The organism is Rhodoferax koreense (genome assembly GCF_001955695.1).
In the GTDB taxonomy this organism is placed as follows: Bacteria; Pseudomonadota; Gammaproteobacteria; order Burkholderiales; family Burkholderiaceae_C; genus Rhodoferax_B; species Rhodoferax_B koreensis.
In genome coordinates, this window is record NZ_CP019236.1 from 1,128,805 (window position 1) to 1,154,792 (window position 25,988).

The 25,988-nt window shown below is 67.4% G+C and carries 26 protein-coding genes; 9 read left to right on the forward strand and 17 right to left on the reverse strand.

All coding sequences use genetic code 11. The features are described 5' to 3' along the window. Positions 1-4 precede the first annotated feature (4 nt). From RD110_RS05415 to RD110_RS05465, 11 genes are all read right to left on the reverse strand, one after another. Complete coding sequence (locus RD110_RS05415) at positions 5-649, reverse strand: PqiC family protein (RefSeq protein ID WP_076197399.1); 645 nt, start codon at positions 647-649, stop codon at positions 5-7. After that, positions 646-2,274 carry a PqiB family protein gene (locus RD110_RS05420; protein WP_076197401.1) on the reverse strand — a complete coding sequence of 543 codons (1,629 nt, stop codon included), beginning with the start codon at positions 2,272-2,274 and terminating at the stop codon, positions 646-648. The genes RD110_RS05415 and RD110_RS05420 overlap by 4 nt, the downstream gene beginning before the upstream one ends. Then, on the reverse strand, positions 2,261-2,899 hold the full coding sequence (locus RD110_RS05425; protein ID WP_076197403.1) for a paraquat-inducible protein A: 639 nt from the start codon (positions 2,897-2,899) through the stop codon (positions 2,261-2,263). The genes RD110_RS05420 and RD110_RS05425 overlap by 14 nt, the downstream gene beginning before the upstream one ends. Continuing rightward, complete coding sequence (locus RD110_RS05430) at positions 2,896-3,558, reverse strand: paraquat-inducible protein A (RefSeq protein WP_076197405.1); 663 nt, start codon at positions 3,556-3,558, stop codon at positions 2,896-2,898. The genes RD110_RS05425 and RD110_RS05430 overlap by 4 nt, the downstream gene beginning before the upstream one ends. A 113-nt stretch (positions 3,559-3,671) precedes the next feature. After that, positions 3,672-4,352 carry a DUF4136 domain-containing protein gene (locus tag RD110_RS05435; protein WP_239467176.1) on the reverse strand — a complete coding sequence of 227 codons (681 nt, stop codon included), beginning with the start codon at positions 4,350-4,352 and terminating at the stop codon, positions 3,672-3,674. 35 nt (positions 4,353-4,387) lie between these two features. Then, positions 4,388-5,320 carry a tRNA 2-thiocytidine(32) synthetase TtcA gene (ttcA, locus tag RD110_RS05440; RefSeq protein WP_076197407.1) on the reverse strand — a complete coding sequence of 311 codons (933 nt, stop codon included), beginning with the start codon at positions 5,318-5,320 and terminating at the stop codon, positions 4,388-4,390. A 68-nt stretch (positions 5,321-5,388) separates the two neighbouring features. Next, complete coding sequence (locus tag RD110_RS05445; RefSeq protein WP_076204426.1) at positions 5,389-6,141, reverse strand: substrate-binding periplasmic protein; 753 nt, start codon at positions 6,139-6,141, stop codon at positions 5,389-5,391. 2 nt (positions 6,142-6,143) lie between these two features. Continuing rightward, complete coding sequence (locus RD110_RS05450) at positions 6,144-7,559, reverse strand: GGDEF domain-containing protein (RefSeq protein ID WP_204250027.1); 1,416 nt, start codon at positions 7,557-7,559, stop codon at positions 6,144-6,146. Further along, a complete protein-coding gene (locus tag RD110_RS05455) occupies positions 7,550-8,314 on the reverse strand; it encodes a substrate-binding periplasmic protein (RefSeq protein WP_076197409.1) in 765 nt (254 codons plus the stop codon). The genes RD110_RS05450 and RD110_RS05455 overlap by 10 nt, the downstream gene beginning before the upstream one ends. Positions 8,315-8,318: 4 nt before the next feature. After that, a complete protein-coding gene (locus RD110_RS05460; RefSeq protein WP_076204432.1) occupies positions 8,319-8,690 on the reverse strand; it encodes a dihydroneopterin aldolase in 372 nt (123 codons plus the stop codon). A gap of 14 nt (positions 8,691-8,704) precedes the next feature. Continuing rightward, complete coding sequence (locus RD110_RS05465; protein WP_076197411.1) at positions 8,705-9,532, reverse strand: SDR family oxidoreductase; 828 nt, start codon at positions 9,530-9,532, stop codon at positions 8,705-8,707. 17 nt (positions 9,533-9,549) lie between these two features. On the opposite strand from RD110_RS05465, the gene RD110_RS05470 reads away from it, so the two are divergent. From RD110_RS05470 to RD110_RS05485, 4 genes are all read left to right on the forward strand, one after another. Further along, a complete protein-coding gene (locus RD110_RS05470) occupies positions 9,550-10,674 on the forward strand; it encodes a class I SAM-dependent methyltransferase (protein ID WP_076197413.1) in 1,125 nt (374 codons plus the stop codon). A 4-nt stretch (positions 10,675-10,678) separates the two neighbouring features. Then, the gene (locus RD110_RS05475; RefSeq protein ID WP_076197415.1) at positions 10,679-10,873 is read left to right on the forward strand and encodes a DUF2905 domain-containing protein; all 195 of its coding nucleotides are present in this window, start codon (positions 10,679-10,681) and stop codon (positions 10,871-10,873) included. 17 nt (positions 10,874-10,890) lie between these two features. Beyond that, positions 10,891-11,832, forward strand: coding sequence for an ROK family protein (locus tag RD110_RS05480; RefSeq protein WP_076197417.1), 942 nt, complete (start codon positions 10,891-10,893; stop codon positions 11,830-11,832). A 182-nt stretch (positions 11,833-12,014) separates the two neighbouring features. Beyond that, entirely contained in the window at positions 12,015-12,326 is a 312-nt protein-coding gene (locus RD110_RS05485; RefSeq protein ID WP_076197428.1) for an H-NS histone family protein, read from the forward strand. Positions 12,327-12,450: 124 nt separating this feature from the next. Here the strand turns inward: RD110_RS05485 and otsA are convergent, their stop codons facing one another. Next, positions 12,451-13,836, reverse strand: a complete 1,386-nt coding sequence (gene otsA, locus RD110_RS05490) for an alpha,alpha-trehalose-phosphate synthase (UDP-forming) (protein WP_076197430.1) — start codon at positions 13,834-13,836, stop codon at positions 12,451-12,453. 65 nt (positions 13,837-13,901) lie between these two features. Beyond that, positions 13,902-14,627 (reverse strand): trehalose-phosphatase, encoded by a 726-nt coding sequence (gene otsB, locus RD110_RS05495; protein ID WP_076197432.1) that lies wholly within the window; start codon positions 14,625-14,627, stop codon positions 13,902-13,904. 269 nt (positions 14,628-14,896) lie between these two features. Here otsB and RD110_RS05500 point away from each other — a divergent pair, with 269 nt between their 5' ends. Next, a complete protein-coding gene (locus RD110_RS05500; RefSeq protein ID WP_076197434.1) occupies positions 14,897-15,316 on the forward strand; it encodes a hypothetical protein in 420 nt (139 codons plus the stop codon). Here RD110_RS05500 and RD110_RS05505 read toward each other — a convergent pair. Together RD110_RS05505 and RD110_RS05510 are read right to left on the reverse strand one after the other, a co-directional pair. After that, the gene (locus RD110_RS05505; RefSeq protein ID WP_076197436.1) at positions 15,307-16,752 is read right to left on the reverse strand and encodes a sensor histidine kinase; all 1,446 of its coding nucleotides are present in this window, start codon (positions 16,750-16,752) and stop codon (positions 15,307-15,309) included. The genes RD110_RS05500 and RD110_RS05505 overlap by 10 nt on opposite strands. Before the next feature lie 26 nt (positions 16,753-16,778). Then, complete coding sequence (locus tag RD110_RS05510; RefSeq protein ID WP_076197438.1) at positions 16,779-17,450, reverse strand: response regulator transcription factor; 672 nt, start codon at positions 17,448-17,450, stop codon at positions 16,779-16,781. Between the two features lie 150 nt (positions 17,451-17,600). Between RD110_RS05510 and RD110_RS05515 the strand changes: the two genes are divergently transcribed. From RD110_RS05515 to RD110_RS05530, 4 genes are all read left to right on the forward strand, one after another. After that, positions 17,601-18,611: an ABC transporter substrate-binding protein gene (locus tag RD110_RS05515; protein ID WP_076197442.1), complete on the forward strand. Its 1,011-nt coding sequence runs from the start codon at positions 17,601-17,603 to the stop codon at positions 18,609-18,611. Continuing rightward, positions 18,608-19,417 (forward strand): ABC transporter ATP-binding protein, encoded by an 810-nt coding sequence (locus RD110_RS05520; protein ID WP_076197444.1) that lies wholly within the window; start codon positions 18,608-18,610, stop codon positions 19,415-19,417. The genes RD110_RS05515 and RD110_RS05520 overlap by 4 nt, the downstream gene beginning before the upstream one ends. A gap of 116 nt (positions 19,418-19,533) precedes the next feature. After that, the gene (locus RD110_RS05525) at positions 19,534-20,409 is read left to right on the forward strand and encodes an ABC transporter permease (RefSeq protein ID WP_076197446.1); all 876 of its coding nucleotides are present in this window, start codon (positions 19,534-19,536) and stop codon (positions 20,407-20,409) included. 94 nt (positions 20,410-20,503) lie between these two features. Continuing rightward, positions 20,504-21,037, forward strand: a complete 534-nt coding sequence (locus tag RD110_RS05530; RefSeq protein WP_076197448.1) for a GNAT family N-acetyltransferase — start codon at positions 20,504-20,506, stop codon at positions 21,035-21,037. Here RD110_RS05530 and RD110_RS05535 read toward each other — a convergent pair. Both RD110_RS05535 and RD110_RS05540 read right to left on the reverse strand, forming a co-directional pair. Continuing rightward, positions 21,019-22,515 (reverse strand): efflux transporter outer membrane subunit, encoded by a 1,497-nt coding sequence (locus RD110_RS05535; protein WP_083686111.1) that lies wholly within the window; start codon positions 22,513-22,515, stop codon positions 21,019-21,021. The genes RD110_RS05530 and RD110_RS05535 overlap by 19 nt on opposite strands. Before the next feature lie 190 nt (positions 22,516-22,705). Next, positions 22,706-25,963 carry an efflux RND transporter permease subunit gene (locus RD110_RS05540; RefSeq protein WP_076197453.1) on the reverse strand — a complete coding sequence of 1,086 codons (3,258 nt, stop codon included), beginning with the start codon at positions 25,961-25,963 and terminating at the stop codon, positions 22,706-22,708. Positions 25,964-25,988: the final 25 nt, after the last annotated feature.

Sequence of the window (25,988 nt, forward strand, 5' to 3'; positions counted from 1 at the left end):
CATTCTAGGAGTTGGGGCAGCCGGCCAACGGGTTGGCTTGCAAGGCCGCGACATGGCGCGCGATGGCCTGTGCCGCGTCGGCCGTGGCGATCTGCGCGCCCTGGGCCAGCGCCGCGATGCCCTGTCCCACGGGCGTGCTGGCGGACCATTGGCAGGCCGCGCTGCGTTCGGTGTCGGCGCGGCGCACGGTCCAGCTGAAGGCGGCGTCGACGCGGCTGTCCTCCACGGCATCCAATTGCCGGAGCTGCACCGCGATGCGCCACGCGGGCGTGGGCAGTTGCCGGCCACCCTTGGTCACGTCGATGGCGCCCAGCCTGGTCGCGATGCCGCTGGCCAGCGCGTCGCGCATTTCGTTCTCCAAAGATGAGGTCCAGCGGTGTTGCTCGAGCAGTTGCACCTCGGCGCCGGTCGTGCCGGCGCGGCGCACCAGCATCTGCGGCCGGGCCAGGCGCTCCGGCATGGCGACGGGTGCGAGCTCGATGAAGACGGGCGCCGCGCCGGCGGTGACCACCGGTGCCGGGGCGGTGGGCGAAGCCAGCGTGTAGTAGCGGTCGGGCTGGCTCGCGCAGCCGGCCAGGACCAGGGCCGCGGCCCCAAACAGGCCGGCGCTGGCGCGCAGCGGAGAAGAGCGGAGCGGGGCGTGTTTCATTTCTTGTCGTCGGGTTTGCCGCGCAGCAGCGATTCGGGATGGCGCTCGAGGTAGTCGGTGAGCACGCGCACCGAGGCGGCGGTGCGGGTGAGCTCCTGCAGCGTCTGGCGCATGTCTTGCTGCAGCGGCGCGTCTTCGGCCAGCGTGCGGCCGGCGCTGTCGATGGTCTTGCGCGCGTCCTTCACGGCCGCGGTGATTTCCGGGGAGACGTCGTTCTTCAGCGAGTTCACCAGCTGTTCGGCGCCGTTCAGGGTCTTGTCGAGCGTGGCCAGCGTGGTGCGCAGGTCCTTGCCGATCTGCTCGAACGGCACCTTGTTGATCTTGGCCGCGATCTCCTGCACCTGCGACTGCAACTCGTCCAGGCTGTTGGCCATCACCGGCAGCTCCAGCGGATTCTTGCTGAAGTCGACCTTGGCCTTGGGCGCCTTGGGGAAGAAGTCGAGCGCGACATACAGCTGACTGGTGAGCAGGTTGCCGGTGCGCAGCTGCGCGCGCAGGCCCTGGTCGACGAGGAACTGGATGCCCTGCCGCTGGGTGAGCTGGTCGCCCTTTTCGCGGTTGACATCGCGCCGACGCAGGCGGTCGGGGTAGATCTGCAGCAGCACCGGCATGCGGAACTCGTGCGCGCTGCGGTCGAAGTCGATGCCGATGGACTTCACCTCGCCGATCACCACGCCGCGGAAATCGATCGGCGCGCCCGGCGCCAGCCCGCGCAGCGACTGGTTGAAGTAGACCAGCACGTTCTGCACCGGGCCGTCGGGCTGCTTCATGGCCGTGGCCTCGTCGGCGGCCAGCGCGAAGTCGGTGTTCTCCTGCGCCGCCGGGCCGGCCTGGTTGTCCGGTGCGCCGAAGGTGATGCCGCCGAGCAGGATGGTGGCCAGCGACTGGGTGCGCAGCGTGAGGCCGCTCGCATTGAGCTGCATGTCGAGCCCGCTGGCCTGCCAGAAGCGCGTGTTCGCGCCGATGAATTTGTCGTACGGCGTGTTGACGAAGATGCGCAGCGTCACGCCGTTGCCGTCGGGGTTCAGTTCGAATGCCGCCACCTGACCGACCTTGATGCGCCGGTAGTAGATCGGCGAGCCCACGTCGAGCGAGCCGATGTCGTTGGCATGCAGCACAAACTGCCGGCCGGAGGCGTCGCGCGTGACGGTGGGCGGCGCCTCCAGTCCGGCGAACTCGCTGGCGGTTTCCTTGTCGGTGCCGGCATCGGCCCCGATGTAGGCGCCCGACAGCAGCGTGCCCAGGCCCGACACGCCGGACATGTCGAAACGCGGCCGCACCACCCAGAAACGCGTGTCGCGCGTGGTGAAGGCCTCGGCGTCCTTGTTGAGCTGCACCATCACGCGCACGTGGCTGCGGTCCGGTGCGAGGCGCAGGCCCTCGACGATGCCGATCTGCACGTCCTTGTACTTCACAGCGGTCTTGTGGGCCTCCAGGCCTTCGGCGGTCTTGAAGCGCAGCTCGATCTGCGGGCCGCGGCCCATGAGGACATGCACCACGAGGGTGATGCCGACGATGGCCGCCACGATCGGGATCAGCCAGATCAGCGACGGCAGCCAGTCGCGGCGGCGCTCGATCTTCGGGGCCGGAGCCGAGGCCGGTGCAGTGTTCTCAGGGGTGGTCAATTCGTTTTCCTTGATCGGGGATGTCGTCACCGTCCCAGGTCAGTTTGGGATCGAAACTCAGCGAGGCCAGCATGGTCAGCACCACCACCGAGCCGAAGGCCGCGATGCCGATGCCGGCGGTGATTTCGGCGAAGCCCTGGATGCGCACCAGTCCGGCCAGCAGCGCCACCACGAACACGTCGAGCATCGACCAGCGGCCGATGAATTCGACCACGTGGTAGAGCCTGGCGCGTTCGGCGCGTCGCCAGTGGCTGCGCCGCTGCGCGGACACCACCAGCACGAACAGCGCGGCGAGCTTGAACAGCGGCACCAGGAAGCTCGCGACGAACACGATGGCGGCCAGGCCGTAGGCGCCGCTGACCCAGAAGTAGATCACGCCGCTGAGGATGGTGTCCTGCTGCGTGCCGAACAGCGTGGTGGTGATCATCACCGGCAGCAGGTTGGCCGGCAGGTACATGATGCAGGCCGCGATCAGCAGCGCCCAGGTGCGGTTCAGGCTGTCGGGCTTGCGCAGGTGCAGCCGCGTGCCGCAGCGTGCGCAGGCCTCGCCGTCGGCCGCGTTCGACCAGGCCGTGCCGCAATGGCGGCAGCCGATCAGGCCGGAGGTGATGGCGCGTTCGGTCATGTGCGCTGGCCCCTCACGGCTGGCGAAGGCGCGATCGGCGCCTCTTCCAGCGCGCCTTCGGCCATTTCCCAGAATCCGCGGGGATCGAACGACATCACCACCGTCAGCAGCACCGTCAGCGCGACGAAGGCCCACAGCGCCGGGCCGGGCAGCACCGTGGCCAGGCTGGTGAGCTTGACGATGGCCACCAGCACGCCGAGCATGAACACCTCGACCATGCCCCAGGGCCGCAGCATCTGCATCAGCCGCACCAGCGGTGCGAAGCCTGCCACGCGGCGCCGGTGCCATTGCAGCGGCACCAGCAGCCACAGCAGGATGAGCAGTTGCACCAGCGGGAACAGCAGCGTGGTGGCCAGCACCAGCAAGGCCACCAGCGACATGCCCTCGCCGCCCAGCGCCGCCACGGCGCCCACAAGGGTGGTCTGGCTGCGCAGCCCGCGCAGTTCGATCTCGGCGATGGGAAACAGATTGGCAATGGCGAACATCACCAGGCTGGCCAGCGCCAGCGGCAGGATGCGGCGGTGCTGCGTGCCGGTGTGGCGCTCGAGTTCGGTGGCGCAGCGCGGGCAGCGCGCCACCTCGCGCGGCCTTAGCGGCACCCGGCGGTAGACCGCGTCGCAGCCGTCGCAGATCAGGCTGTCGGGACGCGCTTCAGCCATGCCAGCGATACCGCGGAACTGGTCCTTCGACTGAACTCGGGACAGGCCCTGCCAGGCCGCTGGTATCGCCCCCTGGAGGGGGAAGCGCCGCAGGCGCATCGGGGGTGTTCATCTCAACGCGCCACGGTGATGTTGACGCGGCGCAAGCCGGCCGGGGGCTGGGGAAAGCCGCTGAGCGCGGCCGAGAACATCAGCGGCAACACGTCGCGGTCCACCGGCCAGCGGCCGAGGTTGGCCGCGCGGGTTTCGTAGACGACCTGGCCGGTCGCGGCGTCGCGCATCACCACGCTCACCTCGCGCCGGTAGGCGCGTTCGTCCCAGCCCGAATAGAAGCCGTAGCCGAAGCCGCCGCCGTAGTAGGGCCACCAGGCGCCACCACCGCCGCGGCCGTAGTAGATGGAGGTGCGCGGCCACCAGTAGCCGGGTGCCGGCCGATCCCAGTAGTCCGGCAGCACCTGCTGGAGTTGCGCCGAAACTTGCACGTTGTAGCGCGCGTGGGCATCGTCCTGCACCATGCCGACCTGGGTCAGGGCGGGCAGCGCCATGGCTTCGAGACGGGTCTGTGCGGCCTGCTGGGCGGGCGTGGCCTGCTGCAGCGGCAACCGCTCGAACCGGAAGGTGGCCGGGCTCGGCGCGGCGGCGCCGGCCGGCGTGGTGGCGGTGGCGGGCAGGCTGGAGAAGGTCTGCACATCGCTGTCGACGCGCCAGGCCGTGGCGCAGCCCGAGAGGGCGATGGCGGCGGTGATCGCGCACACCGCGGCGAACGAGGAACGCAGGGACGGCAGAAGTTTCATGTGGACTCCAAGGGCGGCGCGCCGCGCCAGCCGGTCTACAGGCGCACTACCTGCAGGCCGGGCAAGCCGGTGACGGGCGTGGGGAACGACTCGGCGTCGAAGGCCTTGTCGCCCTCTTCGCTGGGCACGCCGGTGGTCTTCAGACCCTTGAAGTCGTAGCGGGTTCCGTCCATCAGATGGGAGGGCACGACGTTCTGCAGCGCGCCGAACATGCTTTCGATGCGTCCGGGGAACTTCTTTTCCCATTCGCGCAGCATCTCGGCCACCTGTTTGCGCTGCAGGTTTTCCTGGCTGCCGCACAGCGTGCAAGGGATGATCGGGAACTGCTTGTGCGCGGCCCAGCGGACCAGGTCCTTCTCGGCCACGTAGGCCAGCGGGCGGATCACGATGTGCCGGCCGTCGTCGCTCACCAGCTTGGGTGGCATGCCTTTCAGCTTGCCGCCGAAGAACATGTTGAGGAAGAAGGTCTGCAGCATGTCGTCGCGGTGATGGCCGAGCGCGATCTTGGTCGCGCCGAGTTCATCGGCCACGCGGTACAGGATGCCGCGGCGCAGCCGGCTGCACAGGCCGCAGGTGGTCTTGCCCTCTGGGATCACGCGCTTGACGATGCTGTAGGTGTCCTGGTTCTCGATGTGGAACGGCACGCCCAGCGCGCTCAGGTAGCTCGGCAGCACTTCCTCGGGAAAGCCGGGCTGCTTCTGGTCGAGGTTGACGGCGATCAGGTCGAAATGGATGGGCGCGCGGGCCTTGAGCTTGAGCAGGATGTCGAGCATGGCGTAGCTGTCCTTGCCGCCGCTCATGCACACCATGACCTTGTCGCCTTCCTCGATCATGTTGTAGTCGACGATGGCGCGGCCGGTTTCGCGGCACAAGCGCTTTTCCAGCTTGTGCGTTTCACGCTCGATCCTGAAGTCGGGCAAGCCGGGGGTGACGGGCGCGGCCTCGTCGGCGGTCCATAGGGCGCTCATGGTGTGGTTCTCGGTTCCGGGAAAACCGCGATTATCCCAGCCCGGTGGTTTTCGAGGCTTTTCGGGTGCTATTTCCCGTTCGGCGCCACCGTCCTGGCTTCCATGATGCGGCGCACCGTGCCGTTGCCCCGCAGCTGCTCGAACGCGGCCTTCGTGCGGGCCACGAGTTCGGGCGGCGTGCTCAGGCTGTAGGCCATGTACAGGCCGGTGTTGAGTTCTTCGAGCGGCAATACCTTTTCGAGCGAGGCGCAGTCGAAGTTGGCCTGCCGGCACTGGGTGGACGCGCCGTTTTCGCTCAGCGGCACCATGTCGACCTTGCGGTTGAGCAACTGCGCGAAGTTTTCCGCCACCTGGGCGGACACGACCAGCCGCGAGAAGCCCTGCCTGGTCAGATACTGGTGGCGGGTGTCGTCGCGCATCACGCCGATCACGTAGTTGCGCGCCGCGTCCAGGTTCTGCACCGCGATGTCGGCGCGCTCCTTGAGCCTGTAGAGGAAGTAGCGCACCTGGATGAATTCGCCGACCCAGTGGAACTGCTTTTCGCGCTCTGGCGTGCGGGCGATCAGGTAGATCAGCACGTTGGGCTCGCTCAGTGCCATGTCGTAGGCGCGGGCCCAGGGATAGATGTTGACCTTGAAGTCCTTGATGCCGGCGGTGGCCAGCGTCTTCTCCAGCACCTCGGTGGCCGGGCCGGCCACCTGATTGCCCTGCAGGGTGACGTAGGGCGAGGCTTCCGTGACCGCCCGAACGCTCTCGGCCGAGGCCGCGATCGGCGACAGCGCCGCGATGCCTGTCAGCAAGATCAGCAAGGCAGATTTCATGGTCAGCTCCATTTGTCGTCCAAGGATTTTTGCGGCTCGGCCACCGCCACCTGGTTGCGGCCGCGGCTCTTGGCCAGGTACAGCGCGGTATCGGCCTGCTCGAACAGGGCGTCGAAACTTTGCATCCGCTCGGCGTCGAATTGCGCCAGGCCGATGCTCACGGTAATGAACGGCGCCGTGCCGGAATCGCGGTGCGCGATGCCGAGTTCGGCCACGGCCTGCAGCAGTTGCGTGGCCAGCAGCGTGCCGGTCTGGGCGTCGGTGCCGGGCAGCAGCACGGCGAATTCCTCGCCGCCGATGCGCGAAACGAGTTCGCCGGCGCGTGCGCAGGTCGACTCGATCGCACGGGCCACGGCGCGCAGGCACTGGTCGCCCTTGGCATGGCCATAGGCATCGTTGTAGCGTTTGAATTCGTCGATGTCGCACACCAGCAGGGACAACGGCTGGCCATTGCGCTGCGCGCGGCGGAATTCGATCTCCTTGGTCTCGTCGAAGTGCCGCCGGTTGGCCAGGCCGGTCAGCGGATCGGTGCGGGCCAGGCCGTCGAGCATGGCGTTGGCGCTCTCCAGCCGGTCGTTGGTTTTCTCGAGCTCCAGCGTGCGTTCGCGCACCAGCGCGGCCAGGTTGTCGCGATGGGCGATGAGCTCCTTCTCGTCGCGCTGCTGGCGTTCGAGGTAATCCGACAAATTGCCCTGCAACTGGTTCACGCCGCTGACCAGCAGGGACAGCTCGTCCTGTCGCCGGCGGTCCCGCTCGAGCGTGAGCTTGGTGTCCAGGTTGAGCGGTGTGAGCTGGCTCAGGTGCTGGGCGATGCGACGCACGTGCACCGTCACCAGTCGGCTGAACATCAGCATGATCAGGCTGGCCAGCAGCAGCGACTGCGCCACCTGGGTGGCGACGATGGCCACCATCTCGGCGCGCAGCCTTTGCCACAGGACGCGTTCGTCGCCATAGAGCGAGAATTCCCCCACCGCCTCCCTGGAGCCGGGAAAGGCCTCGTAGTCGAGCTTCACGTGGAGGACGGGCGCCAGGGTGGACGGCCGCCAGCCCTCACGCCGGCGCTGGAACACCTCGGGCGCACGGTTGCTCGACTGCAGGCTGACCACCACTTGGCCGACCGAAGCCACGTTGGCCGCGCTGGTCAGGTGGGCCTGCAGCGATTCCCGGTCCATGTCCCAGATCGACTTGGACAGCGTGCGCTGGTACACCTGGGCGATCAGCTGGAGCTCGCCCGACATGGCGGCCACGTTGTTCTGCCAGGCCGACCAGGTCCGCAGCGCCGCCACGACGACGGTGAACAGCAGGCAGAACGCCAGCGTGGCCAGCACCAGGCGCCCGCCGAGCGAGTTGCGCCGCAGCGTCGGGGCCGCCGTCGTGGTAGGCGCCGGCGAGGGAGATGGATCGACGGTCAAAGCCACTTGCGCTGCAAGGCGTCGTAGGTGCCGTTTTTCTTGATGGCTTCCAGGCCCTTGCGGAAGCGTTCGACCAGTGCGTCGGGCGTCTTCAGGCCGAAGGCCATGTAGTTGCCGCCGCCGCTGAGTTCGGCGACGCGCAGGTTCTTCTGCAGCGTCGCGGCGGGATCGTCACCGGCCTGGCGCGCCATGTAGTACGCGCCGAGTTCGTTCATGATCCACAGGTCGATGCGTCCGCGCTTGAGCTTCTCGTAGTTGAGCTCGTAGCGGTTGCTCGACTGCAGGTTGCGTCCCACCACGAAGCCCTGCTGGACGAGGAACTGCTCGCCGACGTCCTGGTTCACGGTGCCGATCTGCAGGTTGCGGGCCTCGGACAGCTCGTTGATGCGGATGTTGCGGCTCTTCAGCGAGAACAGGTAGAAGTCGGTCGGCGTGATCTGGCCCACCCATTTGAAGAGGTTCTCGCGTTCCTTGGAGCGGTTCATCGAATAGATCAACACGCTGTCGGCGCGCTGTGCGGTCTCGTAGGCGCGCGCCCAGGGCATCGACTGGAACTGGCCCTCGACGTTGATCTCCCGGAGCACCGCCTGCACCACCTCGGTCCCGAGGCCGGTGATGACGCCGTTGTCCGTGTAGTTGTACGGCGGATATTCCTCGGTGAGGATTTTCACCGTGTCGGTGGCGAAGGCCGGCAGCGCGGGCAGCAGCAAGCCGCACAGCAGCAGGCGGCGCGCGGGACTCAGCAGGCCGGGTTCGCGCATGGCCTCACCACTGCCCGGTTTCCATGCGGATCGCGACCTCGCAGTCGTCGAAGATCTCCAGCTTGGCGATCTTCACGCGCACGCCGAGCACGCCGGGCAGCAACATCAGCCGCGCGGCGAGCTTGCCGATCAGGCTCTCCAGCAGGTTCACGTGTTCGGCCGTGCATTCGTCGATGATGATCTGGCGCACCTTGCGGTAGTCGAGCACGTGGTGGATGTCGTCGTCGCGCGGATGCAGCGGCTGCGTGCCGAGGTTCAGCGAGGCATCGACCTGGATCGGCTGCGGATCGGTCTTTTCGAAATCGAAGATGCCGACGTTGGCATCGAAACGCAGGCCTGTGAGGTGCAGCGTCTGGCTGCCGGCGGTGTTGGGCATGGGGTTTTCGTCCACTAGGACATCAGCGAAAAATCGCGGTCGAACTTCATCAGGTGCTGGCCGCCGTCGACCACCAGCGTGGTGCCGGTGAGCGACTGGTTGTCCAGCGCGAACTTGACCGTGGCCGCCACGTCGGCCGGCGTGGACGAGCGGCCCAGCGGTGCCAGCCGGTGGCGCTCGGCGAAGGCCGCGTCGTCCAGCAGGTGGCTGGTGAGCGTGAGCCCGGGCGCCACGCCCACGACGCGCACGCGCGGCGCCAGCGCCAGCGCCAGCATGGTGCCGGCGGCCTCGAGCGCGGCCTTGGACAGGGTGTAGCTGAAAAAATCCGGGTTCAGGTTCCATAACTTCTGGTCGAGCAGGTTGACCACCACCCCTGCCACCCGGGCCGTGCCTGGCCGATCGGGCCGCTCGGCCAGGTGCGCATGCAACGCCTGTGCCAGCAGCACCGGGGCGCCGGTGTTGGCGCGCCAGTGCCGCTCCATCGATGCGAAGCTGAAACTCTCGGCGCCGTCGTTCTCGAAGGTCGAGGCGCTGTTGACCACGGCGTCCACCGCGCCGAAATGCGCCACCACCCGCGGCAGCAGCGCGCGCACCGCGGCCTCGTCGGCCAGGTCGGCCTGGAATTTCGCATGAAAAGTGCCGCTGTCCCTGGATAAATCGGCGCAGTCAGCTACAGTTTTGCTAGCGTCCTGTTCGGAGCTTCGGTAATGGACCGCCACCTGCCAGCCCGCCGAGGCCAGCGCCAGCGCGATCTCGCGGCCCAGCCGCTTGGCCGCGCCGGTGACCAGCACGGTGCGCGCGGCGGGTACGGCTTCGGAGGCGGAATCGGGCAGGGGCGGCATTCGGGGACAATCCAGGGGTGATCACAAGTCCCCACAGTTTAACGACCGCCCTCCAGGGCGAGATTTCCGCCGCCATCCGCACCGCCGGCGGCTGGATCGGCTTCGACCGTTTCATGGCCATGGCGCTGTACACGCCGGGCCTGGGCTACTACGCCAACACCAGCCTCAAGTTCGGCACCATGCCCACCGTCATGGAAGACGGACAGCGCGTCACCGGCAGCGATTTCGTCACCGCGCCCGAGATGTCGCCGCTATTCGGCCGTGCGCTGGCCGCGCAGATCGCCGAGGCGCTCGAGGCCACCGGCACCCGTGAAGTCTGGGAATTTGGCGCGGGTTCGGGCGCGCTCGCGCTGCAGCTGCTCGAGGCCCTCGGCGACCGGATCGACCGCTACACCATCGTCGACCTCTCCGGCGTGCTGCGCGGGCGCCAGCAGGCGGCGCTGGCGGCGTTCGAAGGCAAGGTCGTCTGGGTCGATGCACTGCCCGAGGCCATGCACGGCGTGGTCGTCGGCAACGAGGTGCTCGACGCCATGCCGGTGCAGCTATTGGCGCGCGTCGACGGCGAATGGTTCGAGCGCGGCGTGGCCGAGGGGGAAGGCGATGCCCCATGGGCCTGGCAGGACCGTACCACCGATTTGCGCCCGCCGGTCGACATCGAAGGCCCGCACGACTACCTCACCGAGATCCATGCGCAGGGCGTGGCCTTCATCCACACCCTGGCCGAACGGCTGCAGCGCGGCGCGGCGTTCTTCCTCGACTACGGCTTTCCCGAGGGCGAGTACTACCATCCGCAGCGCAGCGGCGGCACGGTGATGTGCCACCGGGCGCACCGGGCCGATCCCGATCCGCTGGCCGACGTCGGCCTGAAGGACATCACCGCCCACGTCAATTTCACCGCCATCGCGCTGGCCGGCCAGGACGCGGGGCTGGAGGTGCTGGGTTATGCCAACCAGGCGCGTTTCCTGATGAACTGCGGCCTGCTCGCACGGATGGAACAGGGCGACGTCATGGACCGCGCGCGGGCCATTAAGCTGATCCAGGAGCACGAAATGGGTGAACTGTTCAAGGTGGTCGGCTTCGCCAAGGGGACTGCCTGGGATGCAATCGGTTTCAAAAACGGCGATCGCAGCCACACGCTTTGACATCATGATCCGCTGGCTGCTTGTCATTTTCGTGGCGCTGATTTTCATCAGCTGGTTTACACCCTTGCTCGGCAAATTGGGCTTCGGCAAACTGCCGGGCGACGTGAGATTCAAACTGTTCGGGCGTGAGTGGTTTCTGCCATTCACCACCACCATCGTGCTGAGCGCCTTGGCCAGCGTCATTTCAAAAATCCTCTAGTTTTTCGAGCTATTCCCATGAAAGCATGTGTAGACATCGGCGGCACCAAGGTCGCCGTCAGCCTGACCGACAACCAGGGCACCACCCCCAGCCTGCAGGCGCGCCGCGCCGAGCCCACGGCCAAGACCGGTGCCAACGACGCGTTGGCCGTGCAGATCATCCGCATGGTCGAGGAGGCCTGCGCCGAAGTCGGCGTGCAGGCGTCCACGGTCGACGAGGTCGGGGTGTCGTCCTGCGGGCCGTTCGTGCTCACCGACGGCCTGGTCGAATTGGCCGCGCCCAACATCTGCGGCGGCCTGGCCGGCCCGGCGCGCGGCCTGCCCAACGACTGGCATTCCGCCCTGCTCGAAGCCCCGCTGCGCGCGCGCTTCGGCCAACGGGTGCGGGTGGAGAACGACTGCATCGCCGCACTCGAGGCCGAACGCCGCTGGGGCGCGCTGCAGGGGCTGGACCACTGCGCGTACGTGACCTGGAGCACCGGCATCGGCATGGGCCTGTGCGTGGACGGCCACATCCTGCGCGGCAAGAACGGCAATGCCGGCCACGCGGGCCACATGTTCGTCTCGGACAACAACGACGCGCTGTGCGGCTGCGGCAACATCGGCGACGTGGAAGGCCTGATCGCGGGCAATGCCATCGCGCGCCGCTTCGGCCAGGAAGCCGCGCCTTTGTTCAAGGCGGCGGGTGCCGGCGATGCTGACGCGCTGGCCATCGTCGATGGCCTGTGCCTCGTGATGGGTCGCACGCTGTACAACCTGGTGGTCACGCTCGACCTGCAGGCCATCAGCCTGGGCGGCAGCGTTTTCTGGCACAACCGCGATTTACTGCTGCCGCGCCTGCAATCGCATATTGACGGCCGCCTGCCTTCATTAACCGCGGGCATGCGTTGTGTCCCAGCCGGACTGGCGGACAAGGTGGGCGATTACGCCGCTTTGGCCCTGCTGTCGCACGGGGCTTAATTGGCTGCTCGCCTTGCCATTCGGTACCCGCCAATGGCATGCCAAGGGTTTTGGAGTGGAATACGGCTGGAATTAATGATTCCTTTGTAAATTTTGTGTGAATGAAAGCGGGAGCCGATTCGCATAATCGGTTCTGATGAATATAATCAAGGTTCTCGATTCCATTTTTCATCAGAACCAATATGACCACCTATAAAGAGCTCCTTCAGCAACGCGAAGCCCTGGAACGTCAAATCAGCGAGGCTCGCCAGCGCGAAAATGCGCAAGCCCTGGCCCAGGTGCGAGCCCTGGTGGCCGATTTCGAATTGACGCCGGAAGACGTATTCCCTACTGGCAAGACCCGTGGCCCCAAGGCCGCGGCAGATAAATCCGGCGGCAAGACCAAGGTGGCGCCCAAATACCGTAATCCGGCCACCGGCGATACCTGGACCGGCCGTGGCAAGCCACCGCGCTGGATTCAGGACCAGGACCGCGCGCAATTCCTGATCGCCTGATCGGCGAAACCGGGTTTCCCAGGGGTTTATCCCGGGATTGAAAGCAAAAAGAAAGCCGGCATTGCCGGCTTTCTGCTTTTCGCGGGCGTCGCGGTACGGGGCCGCCCGTACATGTCTCGCGGTTTCAACCGCCAGGTTCGGTTTCCGATAATGCCTGCAAAAAGGCCTTGCGCCACCAGTGCACGTCGAATTCGCGAATCCGCTCCAGCAGTTTCTGGTGCCGGCGCTGGCGTTCTTCCAATGGCATTTGCAGCGCCTGCTGAATCACCTCGGCCGTGCCATGCGTGTCGTACGGGTTCACCAACAAGGCTTCCTTGAGCTGTTCGGCCGCGCCCGCGAAGCGGGACAGCACCAGCACCCCGGGGTCGGCCGCATCCTGTGCCACCACGAATTCCTTGGCCACCAGGTTCATGCCGTCGCGCAGCGGCGTCACCAGGCCGACGCGCGCGGCCCGGCACAGCCCGGGAATCCGCTTGCGTGCCACTGTGCGGTGGATGTAGCGCACCGGCATCCAGTCGAGTTCGCCGAAGTCGCCGTTCACCGCGCCGCACAGGCCTTCGAGCTGCTGGCGGATGTCGGCATAGGCGTCCACCGATTCGCGCGATGGCGAGGCGATCTGGATCAGCGTCGCGCTGTTGCGGTTTTCCGGGTAGTTGGTCAGCAGGTGGCGGAAGGCCTTGATGCGGTGCGGCAGGCCCTTGGAGTAATCGAGCCGGTCGATGCCCACCAGCAGCCGCCGGCGGGCGTATTCCTCGCGCATGCGCTCGAACATGTCCATCGATTCGCGCGCGCGCGTCAGGGCCTGGAACTCGTTCACGTCGATGCCGATCGGGAAGGCCTGGGCGCGAACGGTGCGGTTGAAGGCGCGGAAGTGGTGCGGGTCGAGCGCTTCCGCCCCGGCCTCCTCGCCGACATAGCGCGCGAAATGCTGCACGTCGGCCTCGGCCTGGAAGCCCACGAGGTCGTAGGCGAACAGCGAGCGGATCAGCCATTCGTGCTGCGGGATCGCGGCCAGGATCAGCGGCGGCGGCAGCGGGATGTGCAGGAAGAAGCCGATGCGGTTGGTGCAGCCCATGGCGCGCAGCTCGGCCGCCAGCGGGATCAGGTGGTAGTCGTGCACCCAGATGATGTCGTCCGGCTTGAGTAGCGGCATCAGCTTCTTGGCGAACATCTGGTTCACGCGGCGGTAGCCGGCGATATAACCCGCGTCGAAATCGGCCAGGTCGAGCCGATAGTGGAACACCGGCCACAACACGCCGTTGCTGTAGCCCAGGTAGAAGCTGTCGTGGTCTTCCTTGCACAGGTCCACCGTGGCCAGCGTCACGTTGCCTGCCTGCTGCGTGTGCATTTCGCCTTCGCCCGGCGTGCCGGCTTCGACCACCGTGCCGCTCCAGCCGAACCACATCCCGCCGGTGGTCTTCAGGGCTTCGCCCAGGGCCACGGCCAGGCCGCCGGCGGCGGTCTTGCGTGGGTCGGCAATGCGGTTGGAAACTACGACCAATCGGCTCATTCGGACTTCCTTCTTCAACAGTGGTCAGCGCGCCGGTGGCCGGCACGCGCGGTGGCCGGGCGCGGTCAGTGTGCTTCGAGCAGCGACGTCATCCAGCTCAGCAACTCCGCAGGGCTGGCGCAGCGGTGCTGGGCCATGGTCGGACCCAGGCCGATCTTGATGCCCAGGCCGCCCAGCCGGCGCACGGCCTCGAAGCCGGCTTCGTCGGTCACGTCGTCGCCGGCGAACACCGGCTGGCGGCCCGTGAACGGCGCCTCGCGCATGAAGGCTTCGATGGCGCTGCCCTTGCTCACGCCCAGCGGCTTGGCCTCGAACACGAACTTGCCGTGCAGCAGCGTCAGGGCCGGCTCGTTGCGCAGCACCTCCACCAACGTATCGCGGCACAGCGCTTCCAGCGACGGGGCGTGTCGGTAGTGCAACGCCACCGCGGCTTCCTTGCGTTCGAGCCGCAGGCCCGGGTGTTTTTCGGCCAGCGGCAGCACGGCGTCGATGACACGCTGCAGGTCGTGCGGCTCGGCTTCGAACAAGGTACCGGCGGCATCGCGGCGCCGCGCGCCATGTTCGCCGGCGGCCGGCAGTTCCAGGGGCGCGAGAAACGTGTCGATGTCCACGATGCGCCGCCCCGACACCACGGCCAGCGCGCCGTCGAAGCGTGCCTGCAGGGCGGTCAGCAAGGGCACGAGTTCCGACGGCACGTGCACCAGCTCGGGCTGGTCGGCCAGATCGACGAGGGTCCCGTCGAAATCGAGGAACAAGGCGGCGGGTTGGGTGAGACGGGGCAGGGACTGCATGTGGGTAAACCATAACAGACTCGCCGGTTTCCGCGATTTTGCCACGGAAATGATACACGTCGAAAATGCCTTCTTCACAATCTGGATATGCGTTTATTGCTATCAAATCAGGATCGTTGCGAACCCGGCACCCGACCCGTCTGGCTGCAACAAATGAAACAACTCCGGCGCACCGGCGCAACGCGGGCGATACCTGCCGCAACGAAGATGCGAAGCCCCGACCGTGTTTCCGGACCGATGAAAATCCCGCGTCGATGCCTCACTTCCGCATGCCCGCGTGGGCGTCCCTCGATGCGCAGGCGCGCCGGCCTGCCAGCCGGCGCCTGATGCCGGGCGGGAACGGCGGCACGGCCGCCCCGACCTATGCCAACGGCCGCGGCGGCACCTCGCTCGAATCCGATTTCCTGGCGCGGGGTGCGGGTTGCCGGCTCGAATACCGCGGCAGTTTCCGCGCTGGCGTCATCACCTACGTCGAAGGTGCGCTGCGCATCGATTTCCGCCACGCGCATGGCGGGCGGTGCTGCCGCTTCTTCATCGAACTGCCCGACGAGGCCGCGTGGGAATCCGCCACCCGGACGCCGCTGGTCCGGCGCGACGACATCGTGGATTTCGTCGCCGAGACGGTGCGCCGTGAAGAGGCCGGCAGCTGGCGCTACGAGATCGAGCCCACCCGCATCCGCTACGACTGATGCCCAGCGGCATCAGCGAAGCGCACCGTCACCAGCAGGCCTTCGCGGCCATCGGCGCGGCCGGCCTCATGCGGATTCGGCCCGAGCGTGAGTGTTGCGCCGAAAGCCCGCGCGATCTGCTGCACGATGGCCAGGCCGAGGCCGGTGCCTTCGGTGTCGTGCGACGCGCGGTAGAAGCGCTCGAACACGCGGGGCCGCACCGCTTCGGGAATGCCCGGGCCGTCGTCCTCCACCGTGAGCTCGATGGCGCCGCGCACGCGCCGCACGCCCAGGGTGACGCGGCCCCCCTCGGGTGTGTAGCGCAGCGCGTTGTCGAGCAGGTTGGCGACCAGTGCGTCGAGCAGGGCCGGCTGCGCCTGCACCGTGGCTGGCGTGGCATCGGCCGCGATGTCCAGGCCCAGGTCGATGTGGCGGCGGTCGGCCAGCGCGGCGAGTTGCTCCACGCAGCGCAACGCCACGGCCGCCAGGTCCACCGCCTCCAGGCCGGTGTGGGCGTCGCTGTGCTCGGCCTGCGCGAGCAGCAGCAGCTTGTTGGTCACGTCGACCAGGCGGCGGTTGCTGGTCTGCATGTCCAGCCACATCGCGTCCATGTCGGCGCGCCGGGTCGCCCAGTCGCCGCGGTGCTGCCGCGTGTAGCGCGCGTATTCGATCTGCGAGGCCTGCAGCGCCAGCGGCGTGCGCAACTGGTGCGCTGCGTCGGCGATGAAGCGGCGCTGGGCTTCCGAATGCGCCTTGATCTGCTGTGCGAAGCGGTTCACGGTGTCGGCGATGGGCCGCAGCTCGGTGTGCAGGCCGCGCGCGTCCAGCGCCAGGTCCAGATGCAGCGGATCGTGCCCGGCCAGTTGCCGGCTCAGCCGCACCACCGGGCGCAACTCGAGCGTGAGGGCCAGCGTGGTCAGCGCCACGGCCAGCAGCAGCGCGATCAGCAGGTATTCCATGGTCGGCCACCACAGGCTGCGCAGCATGTGGTCGCGGCTGCCGGTGGTCTTGCCGACGGCGATGGTGATCTCGCGCGCGCCGGCCACGTCGTACATCGAGCGTGTGGTCAGCACCGCGCGCAGCGGCAGGCCGTCGAACACGGTGTCGAACCACTGGGCGCGGTCGGTGCCCTGCGGCCGGCGTTCCCTGGGCAGCGGGAAGCCGGGCGAGCCGGCCAGCACGTCGCCGGCGGCGTCGGTCACGCTGAGGAAGACGCGGTCGCGCTCGGGCGAGGTGAACAGGCTCAGCGCCGACGGCGGCACGCTGGCCTGCACGTTGTCGCCTTCCCAGATCAGCCGGTCGGACAGGACCTTGGCCGAGGACAGCAGGTCGTGGTCCTGCACGTAGTCGGCCACCGCCGCAGCGTTGCGCCAGCTGAGGTAGCCGCAGATGGCAACGAACACCGAAAGCGGCAACAGCAGCCACAGGGCAAGCCTCAAGCGAAGACTGGAGGCCATGCCGCCTCTCGCGGGCGGTGCTGTGCTCATTCCTCGCGGGTGCGCAGCAGGTATCCCACGCCGCGCAGCGTGATGATGGTGGCCTGGCTCGCTTCGAGCTTCTTGCGCAGCCGGTGCAAATAGATGTCCACCGCATCGGCGCTGGCCTCTTCGTCGAGGCCGAACACGCTGTCGATCAGCACCTGCTTCGAGACCGTGCTGCCGGCCTTGAGGATCAGCGTCTCCAGCAGCGTGCGCTCGCGCGGCGGCAGCGGCAATTGCACGCCGGCCAGCGTGAACTGGCGCGTGCGCAGGTCGTAGCGCAGGTCGCCGCAGGCGAGATCGTTGGCCTTGCCCGGCATCTGCCGGCGCACCAGGGCCTTGATGCGCGCCACCAGCTCGCGCGCCTCGAAGGGCTTCACCAGGTAGTCGTCGGCGCCGATCTCCAGGCACAGCACCTTCTGGTCGAGCGAGGCCGAAGCGGTGAGGATGATCACCGGCACCGTGTCGCCGCGTTCGCGCAGCCGGCGCAGCACGCCCTTGCCGGAGAGCTGCGGCAGGTTCAGGTCGAGCAGCACCACGTCGTAGCCGGCCTGCTGCAGCAGACGGTCGGCTGCATCGCCGTCTTCCACGTGGTCGACCACGAAGTCCTGCTCGCGCAGCAGGCTGGCCAGCCAGTGGGCGAGTTCGGGGTTGTCTTCGATGAGCAGGAGTTTCATGGTGTGCGGCGTCGGACGATTCTAAGGATCAGGGTTTACCTCTAGAAATGTTGCACTGCAGCGAAAGCTGGCCGAAGGATGCCGATTTCTAAACTGCCTTCAACCCGCCGCATCCTGCGCACGGGTCATCTTCACCCGTCAGGAGACTTCATGTTCGCTTCACGCCGCACCCTGCTGGCCGCCGCCCTGTCCACCGCTTTTGCCGTGGCCGCACCGCTGGCGCAGGCCGCCGACGCCCCGATCACCATCATGGTCGGCGGCATCAACAAGATCATCTACCTGCCAGCCAAGCTCACGGAGGCGCTGGGTTACTTCAAGGACGAAGGCCTGAACGTCGAACTGCAGTCGCAGCCCGCGGGCGTGGACGCCGAGAACCAGCTCATCGCCGGCGCCGTGCAGGGCGTGGTGGGCTTCTACGACCACACCATCGACCTGCAGAGCAAGGGCAAGGAGATCGAAGCCATCGCCGTGTTCTGCAAGGTGCCGGGCGAGGTGGAACTGGTCTCCACCAAGGCCTCGGCCACCTTCAAGAGCATGGCCAACGCCAAGGGCATGACGCTGGGCGTGACCGGCCTGGGCTCGTCCACCGAATTCCTCACGCGTTACCTGGCCGACCGCGCCGGCATCGCCTCCAAGGACTATTCGCTGCTGCCCGTGGGCGCCGGCAACACCTTCGTCGCGGCCATGAAGCAGGACCGCATCCAGGGCGGCATGACCACCGAGCCCACCGTGTCGCAGATGCTCAAGACCGGCGACGCCAAGGTGCTGGTCGACCTGCGCACCGAATCCGGCACGCAGGCGGCCATCGGCGGCCTGTACCCGGCGGCCAGCCTCTACGTGCAGAACGAATGGGCCAACGCGCACAAGGAGCAGGCCGCCAAGCTGGCCCACGCCTTCGCGCGCACCATGGCCTACATCCAGACGCACAGTGCCGAGCAGATCACCGAACTCGTGCCGCGCGACTACTACGGCAGCGACAAGGCGCTGTATGTGGAGGCGCTGAAGGCCTCGCTGCCGATGTTCACCGCCGACGGCAAGATGCCCGCCGGCGGCCCGGAAACCGTGCTCAAGGTGCTGGCCGCCTACAAGCCGCAGGTCAAGAGCAAGAACATCGACCTGAGCAAGACCTACACCAACGCTTTCCTGACGGCCAAGCCATGAAAAACGATCTGCCCGCCGGCGCCGGGGAAGCCGCCGATGCCCTGGCCACGCCGGCCATCGAATTCCAGGATGTCTCGCTGCGCTTCATCTCGCAGGACGGCCAGGCCACCGTGGCGCTGCGCAACTTCAGCATGGCGGTGGCGCGCGGCGAGTTCGTCGCCATTGTCGGCCCCACGGGCTGCGGCAAGTCGACCACGCTGAACATGATCACCGGCCTGCTCAAGCCGACGGTGGGCACCGTCAAGGTGATGGGTAAGCCCGTGACCGGCATCGACCCGCGCATCGGCTTCGTGTTCCAGGCCGACGCCGTGTTCCCCTGGCGCAACGTGGAAGACAACGTGGCCGCCGGCCCGCTGTTCCGCGGCAAGCCCAAGAAGGAAGCCATGGCCATGGCGCAGGACTGGATCGACCGCGTGGGCCTGGGCAAGTTCGGCAAGCACTACCCGCACCAGCTCTCGGGCGGCATGCGCAAGCGCGTCGGGCTGGCGCAGACCTTCATCAACCAGCCCGAGATCCTGCTGATGGACGAGCCCTTCTCGGCGCTCGACATGCAGACCCGCACCATCATGCAGGACGAGTTGCTGCAGCTCTGGGGTGGGACGGGCGGCTCGGTGGTGTTCATCACCCACGACCTGGAAGAAGCCATCGCCCTGGCCGACCGGGTGTTCGTGCTGTCGGCCAGGCCCGGCACGCTGAAACGCGTGTACGAGATCGACATGCCGCGCCCGCGCGTGATGTCGGAAGTGCGCTACGAGCCGCGCTTTGTCGAGCTCTCGAAGCACATCTGGGACGACCTGAAAAACTGAGCATCTTGCCATTTCTCCCTACCCGTTCGCCCTGAGCCTGTCGAAGGGCCTGAAGTGAGTCCTTCGACAAGCTCAGGACGAACGGAGGGGATTTGGCACCTCATAGAAAGAATCGCATGACTGCTACCACCACCATCCCTCTCAACGCCGCCTTGCCCGCCTCGCTCAGCGACGAAGCCCTGGCCCGCGAATCCGAAATCGCGCAGGCCGCCATCCGCCGCCGCCGCCACATGATCATCGCGCTGCGCCTCGTCGTGCTGGTGGTCGTGCTCGGCGGCTGGGAGCTGGCCGCGCGCTACAAGGTCATCGACCCGTTCTTCTATTCCATGCCGTCGATGATCTGGGCGCAGATCGTCGAATGGGTGCAGGACGGCACCTCGCAGGGTCCGCTGTGGCAGCAGGTGCTGGTGACGCTGGAGGAGACCGTGCTCGGCTTCCTGATCGGCTCCATCGCCGGTGTGATCTGCGGCATCCTGCTGGGGCGCAACAAGCTGCTGTCGGACGTGTTCAGCCTCTACATCCAGATCGCCAACTCGATCCCGCGCGTGGTGCTGGGTTCGGTGTTCGTCATCGCGCTCGGCCTGGGCATGGCCTCCAAGGTCGCGCTGGCCGTGGTGATGGTGTTCTTCGTGGTGTTCGGCAATGCTTTCCAGGGGGTGCGCGAGGCCGACAAATACATGATCGCCAACGCGCAGATCCTCGGCGCCTCGCCCCGCCAGCTGACCACCGCAGTGGTGATCCCGTCCGCCATGTCGTGGATCCTGGCCAGCCTGCATGTGAGCTTCGGCTTTGCCCTGGTCGGCGCGGTGGTGGGCGAGTTCCTCGGCGCGAAGGAAGGCATCGGCCTCTTGATCGCCACGGCCCAGGGCGCGTTCAACGCCAGTGGCGTGTTCGCCGCGATGATCGTGCTGGCCGTGGTGGCGCTGGCCGCGGACTACCTGCTGAGCCGGGTGGAGAAGCGCCTGCTGAAATGGCGGCCGGCAGCGTTCTGATACCACGCCGTTCGCCCTGAGCCCGTCGAAGGGCCTCGTTCGGCGCGCCGCGGCACAGGTACGATACGGCGGTCAGCGGCCCTTCGCATCAGCCATGTCCAACCCTTCTCCGCATCCCACGGTCCGTCGCCTGACCATGGTCACCGAGCCTCAGCTGCAGTCCCTCGCCGAGCTGCTGATCGACGCCGTCGAAGGCGGGGCCTCGGTGAGCTTCATGCGGCCGCTGTCGATGGCCAAGGCCGTGGCCTTCTGGCGCGGTGTCGCCGAAGACGCCGCCAACGGAGCGCGCGCGCTGCTGGTGGCCGAGGACGCGTGCGGTGCCATCGTCGGCACCGTGCACCTGGTGCTGGCCCAACCCGAGAACCAGCCGCACCGCGCCGACCTGTCGAAGATGCTGGTGCACCGCCGCGCCCGCCGCCACGGCCTGGGCGAGCGGCTGATGAAGGCCGCCGAAAGCCTCGCCCTCGAATGCGGCAAGACCCTGCTGGTGCTCGACACCGCCAGCGACGACGCCGAGCGGTTGTACCAGCGCAGCGGCTGGCAGCGCTGCGGCACCATTCCGGGCTATGCGTTGTGGCCGGAAGGTGGTTTGTGCGACACGGTGCTCTATTACCGCGTGTTGGTCTGAGCTACCGCGACCGCTCCGGTCCCGGTCTCCGCACCCGTCTTCATCCCCGCGTCCCAACCCCCGCCGAGCGCGCGGATCAACACCACCGTCGACTGGTACTGCGCCGACCGCACGCCCAGCGCCTGGCGCCGGTTGCGCAGCTCGCTCCTGCGCGCGTCCAGCAGATCGAGCTGGCTGATGTAGCCGTTGCGGTAGCGGGCGTCCGAGAGCCGGGTGGCACGGGTGGCCGATTCGACGGCCTGGTCCTGCGCCTGGGTCTGCTGGGCCAGCAGGCGCAGCGAGGCGAGCTGGTCTTCGACTTCCTGGAACGCGGTGAGCACCTGGCCGCGGTAGGCGGCGGTGGCGCCATCGAGCTGCGCGCTGGCCGACTGCACGCCGGCCTCGCGCCGGCCGCCGTCGAGGATGGGCAGCGACAGCAGCGCACCGATGCCCCAGGCACGGGCCGACCACTTGAACACGTCGCCGATGTCGGGCGAGGCGAAGCCGCCGGCCGCGGTGAGGGACACGCTCGGGAACCATGCGGCCTGGGCCACGCCGACGCGGGCCTGCGCGGCCAGCAGGCTGCTCTGCGCGGCGGCCACGTCGGGGCGGCGCGTGAGCACCGTGGCCGGCACTCCGGCCGGGATGGTCGGCAGCGTGGCGCGCCATTCGGCGTTGTCCAGGTTGTCCAGGCTGAACTGCGAGGCCGAATCGCCGACCAGCACGGCGAGCGCGTGTTCCAGCGTGGCACGTTGTCGGTCGAGCGCCAGCGCGTCGGATTCGGTGGACGCGACCTCGGTGGTGACCCGCGCCACGTCGAACTCGGCCACGTCGCCCGCGTTGAAGCGGCGCTGGGTGAGGTTCAGCGTGTCACGGTAGGCGGCCACGGTTTCACGCACCAGCGCGCGTTCGGCGTCGGTGGCGCGTAGCGCGAGATAGGTCTGCGCCACATTGGCCTGCACCAGCAGGCGCGTGCTTTGCAGCAGCGCGGCGCTGGCTTGTGCGTCGAGGCTTGCGGCGTCGGTGGCCTTGGCGAGACGGCCGAACAGGTCGACTTCATACGACAGTTGCGCTTCGGCCGTGAACAGCTTGGCCGGCGTGCTGCCATTGGTGGTGTTGGCGCCAGCCTGGCGCTGTGCGCCAGCACCGAGGCCGAGCTGCACCGAACGATCGGCCTCGCTGTTCTTCACCAGCGCCTGGGCCTGGCGCAGGCGTGATGCGGCTTCGGCGATGCTGGTGTTTTGCTGGCTGGCGCGCTCGATCAGGGCGTCAAGCGTGGGATCGTTGAACACGCGCCACCAGGTGCCGCGGTCGCGGGCTTCGGCGGGTGCTGACTGCACCCATTGCGCCGGGTTCGTCGCGGGGTTTTCCTTGAAGGCGGCGGGCGCGGCGGCGATGGCCACCGGATCGACGGCGGGGGCCGTGGCGCAGCCGGCCAGCACCAGAGCGGCGAGCAACGGCGCGAGCGCGGGGCGGTAGATTTTCGAGAAGAGATGCATTTTGGTTCTCCGGAAGCGGTTGTTGTCTGAGCCGTGGGTTGCGGGCCCCATCTCCGTTCGCCCTGAGCCTGTCGAAGGGCCTGCGCGCGAGGGGCGAGGCGGCTTCGACGGGCTCAGCCCGAACGGTTGTGGTTGGTTGGCATGGCCCTTCGACCGGCTCAGGGCGAACGGGGGATTCGATGGGCTGGCTCTATTCCAGCGCCTTCAGCGGTGCCGCGGGCAGCGGGTGGGTCGAACCACCGCCGCCGCCGTGCACGACTGGATGCGCCGACACAAAAGCCTCTTCGGTGTGCGGCTCGGTGCCGTGCAGCTTCAGCGCACGGTTGCCCGCCAGGCGGCGCATCAGCACGTAGAACACCGGTGTCAGGAACAGGCCGAAGGCCGTCACGCCGATCATCCCGGCGAACACCGCCACACCCATGGCCGAGCGCATCTCCGCGCCGGCGCCGGTGGACAGCACCAGGGGCAGCACCCCCATGATGAAGGCCAGCGAGGTCATCAGGATCGGGCGCAAACGCAGCCGGCTGGCCTCGATGGCCGCCTGGATCGGCGTGCGACCTGCGAACTCGAGCTCGCGGGCGAATTCCACGATCAGGATCGCGTTCTTCGCACTCAGCCCGACCAGCACGATGAGCCCGATCTGCGTGAACACGTTGTTGTCCCCGCCGTGGAGCCACACACCGGTCATCGCCGCCAGGATGCCCATCGGCACGATCAGGATGATGGCCAGCGGCAGCGTCAGGCTTTCATACTGCGCGGCCAGCACCAGGAACACCAGCAGGATCGCCAGCGGGAACACCAGGAACGCGGAATTGCCGGCCAGGATTTCCTGGTAGGTGAGTTCGGTCCACTCGTAGCTCATGCCCTTGGGCAGCGTCTCGGCCGCGATGCGGTTGATCGCGTCCTGGGCCTGGCCCGAGGAGAAACCCGGCGCCGGGCCACCATTGATGTCGGCGGCGAGGTAGCCGTTGTAGCGCATGGCGCGTTCCGGGCCGAAGCTGGCGTTGACCTTCATCAGCGCCGACAGCGGCACCATCTCGCCCGAGCTCGAGCGCACCTTGAGCAGGCCCACGTCTTCGGCGCGGGCGCGGTAGGGCGCGTCGGCTTGCACACGCACGCTGTAGGTCCGGCCGAACTTGTTGAAGTCGTTGGCGTACAGGCTGCCGAGGTAGATCTGCATGGTGTCGAAGATGTCGGTCACCGGCACGCCGAGCTGGCGCGCCTTGGTGCGGTCGATGTCGGCGTACAGCTGCGGCACGTTGACCTGCCAGCTGGTGAACATGCCGGCCAGCTCGGGCGTCTGGTAGGCCTTGGCCATGAAGGCTTTCACGGCCTTGTCCATCTCGTCGTAGCCCAGGCCGCCGCGGTCTTCGAGTTGCAGCTTGAAGCCGCCGGTCGTGCCCAGGCCGGCCACGGGTGGCGGCGGGAACATCACGATGAAGGCGTCCTGGATGCTGCCGAAGGCCTGGTTCAACTGGCCGGCCACGGCGCCGCCGCTCTGGTCGGCGCGCTTGCGCTCGGCGAAGGGCTTGAGCGTGGCGAACACGATGCCCGAGTTCGAACTGTTGGTGAAGCCGTTGATCGACAGGCCGGGGAAGGCGATGGCGTCTTCCACGTTCGGGTTCTTCTTGACGATGTCGCCCATGCGCTTGATCACGTCCTCGGTGCGGTCCAGCGTGGCGCCGTCGGGTAACTGCGCAAAGCCGATCAGGTATTGCTTGTCCTGCGCCGGCACGAAGCCGCTGGGCACGGCCTTGAACAGGCCGAAGGTCACGCCGATCAGCGCAAGGTAGATCACCATCATCAGCGCCTTGCGGCCGATGACGCGTTTCACGCCGCCGCTGTAGGCTTCGGAGCCGCGGCTGAACAGCTTGTTGAAGCCGCGGAACAGCCAGCCCAGCGTCTTGTCCATGAAGCGCGTCAGTGCGTCCTTGGGCGCATCGTGGCCGCGCAGCAGCAGGGCGGCCAGCGCGGGCGACAGCGTCAGCGAGTTGATGGCCGAGATCACCGTGGAGATGGCGATGGTGACGGCGAACTGCTTGTAGAACTGGCCGGTCAAGCCGCTGATGAAGGCCAGCGGCACGAATACCGCCACCAGCACCAGGGCGATGGCGATGATCGGGCCCGATACCTCGCGCATGGCGCGGTAGGTGGCCTCGCGCGGGGAAAGCCCGGCCTCGATGTTGCGCTCCACGTTCTCCACCACCACGATGGCGTCGTCCACCACGATGCCGATGGCCAGCACCAGGCCGAACAGGGAGAGCGCGTTGATCGAGAAGCCGAGGATGTGCAGCACGGCGAAGGTGCCCACCACCGACACCGGCACGGCCAACAACGGGATGATGGAAGCGCGCCAGGTCTGCAGGAACAGGATCACCACCAGCACCACCAGGGCGATGGCTTCGAGCAGGGTGTGGACCACGGATTCGATGGAGGCGCGCACGAACTGCGTCGGATCGTAGGCGATGCGGAACTCCACGCCCTCAGGCATGTTCTTGCCGAGTTCGGCCATGGTCTTGCGCACGTTCGAGGAGATGTCGAGTGCGTTCGAGCCGGGCGACTGGAACACGCCCATGCCCACGGCGGAGTCGTTGTTCAGCAGCGAGCGCAGCGAGTAGTCGGCCGCGCCCATTTCCAGGCGGCCGATGTCGCGCAGCCGGGTCACGGCGCCGTCTGGGCTGGTCTTGACGATGATGTCGCCGAACTCTTCCTCGCTCTGCAGGCGGCCCTGGGCGTTGATCGAAAGCTGCATGTCCACGCCAGCCAGGCCGGGCGAAGCACCGACCACACCCGCGGCGGCCTGGATGTTCTGGCCGCGGATCGCCGCCACCACGTCGCTGGCCGAGAGGCCCCGCTGCGCCACCTTCTGCGGATCGAGCCAGACGCGCATCGCGTAGTCGCCGCCGCCGAAGATCTGCACCTGGCCCACGCCCTGGATGCGTGCCAGGCTGTCCTTGACGTTGAGCACCGCGTAGTTGCGCAGGTAGGTCATGTCGTAGCGGTTGTTGGGCGACACCAGGTGCACCACCATGGTCAGGTCGGGCGAACTCTTGATGGTGGTGATGCCCAGGCGGCGCACTTCCTCGGGCAGGCGCGGCTCGGCCTGCGAGACACGGTTCTGCACCAGTTGCTGCGCCTTGTCGGGGTCGGTGCCGAGCTTGAAGGTCACGGTCAGCGTCATCACGCCGTCGGTCGTGGCCTGGCTGCCCATGTAGAGCATGCCTTCGACGCCGTTGATCTGTTCCTCCAGCGGCGTGGCCACCGTCTCGGCGATCACCTTGGGGTTGGCACCGGGATAGGTGGCGCGCACCACCACCTGCGGCGGCGCGACTTCGGGGTATTCCGAGATCGGCAGGGCGCGCAGCGCCAGCAGACCCGAGATCAGGATCAGCAGCGACAGCACACCCGCGAAGATCGGGCGGTCGATGAAGAATTTGGAGAGATTCATAGTGTTTCCTCAGGAGTCCATACGG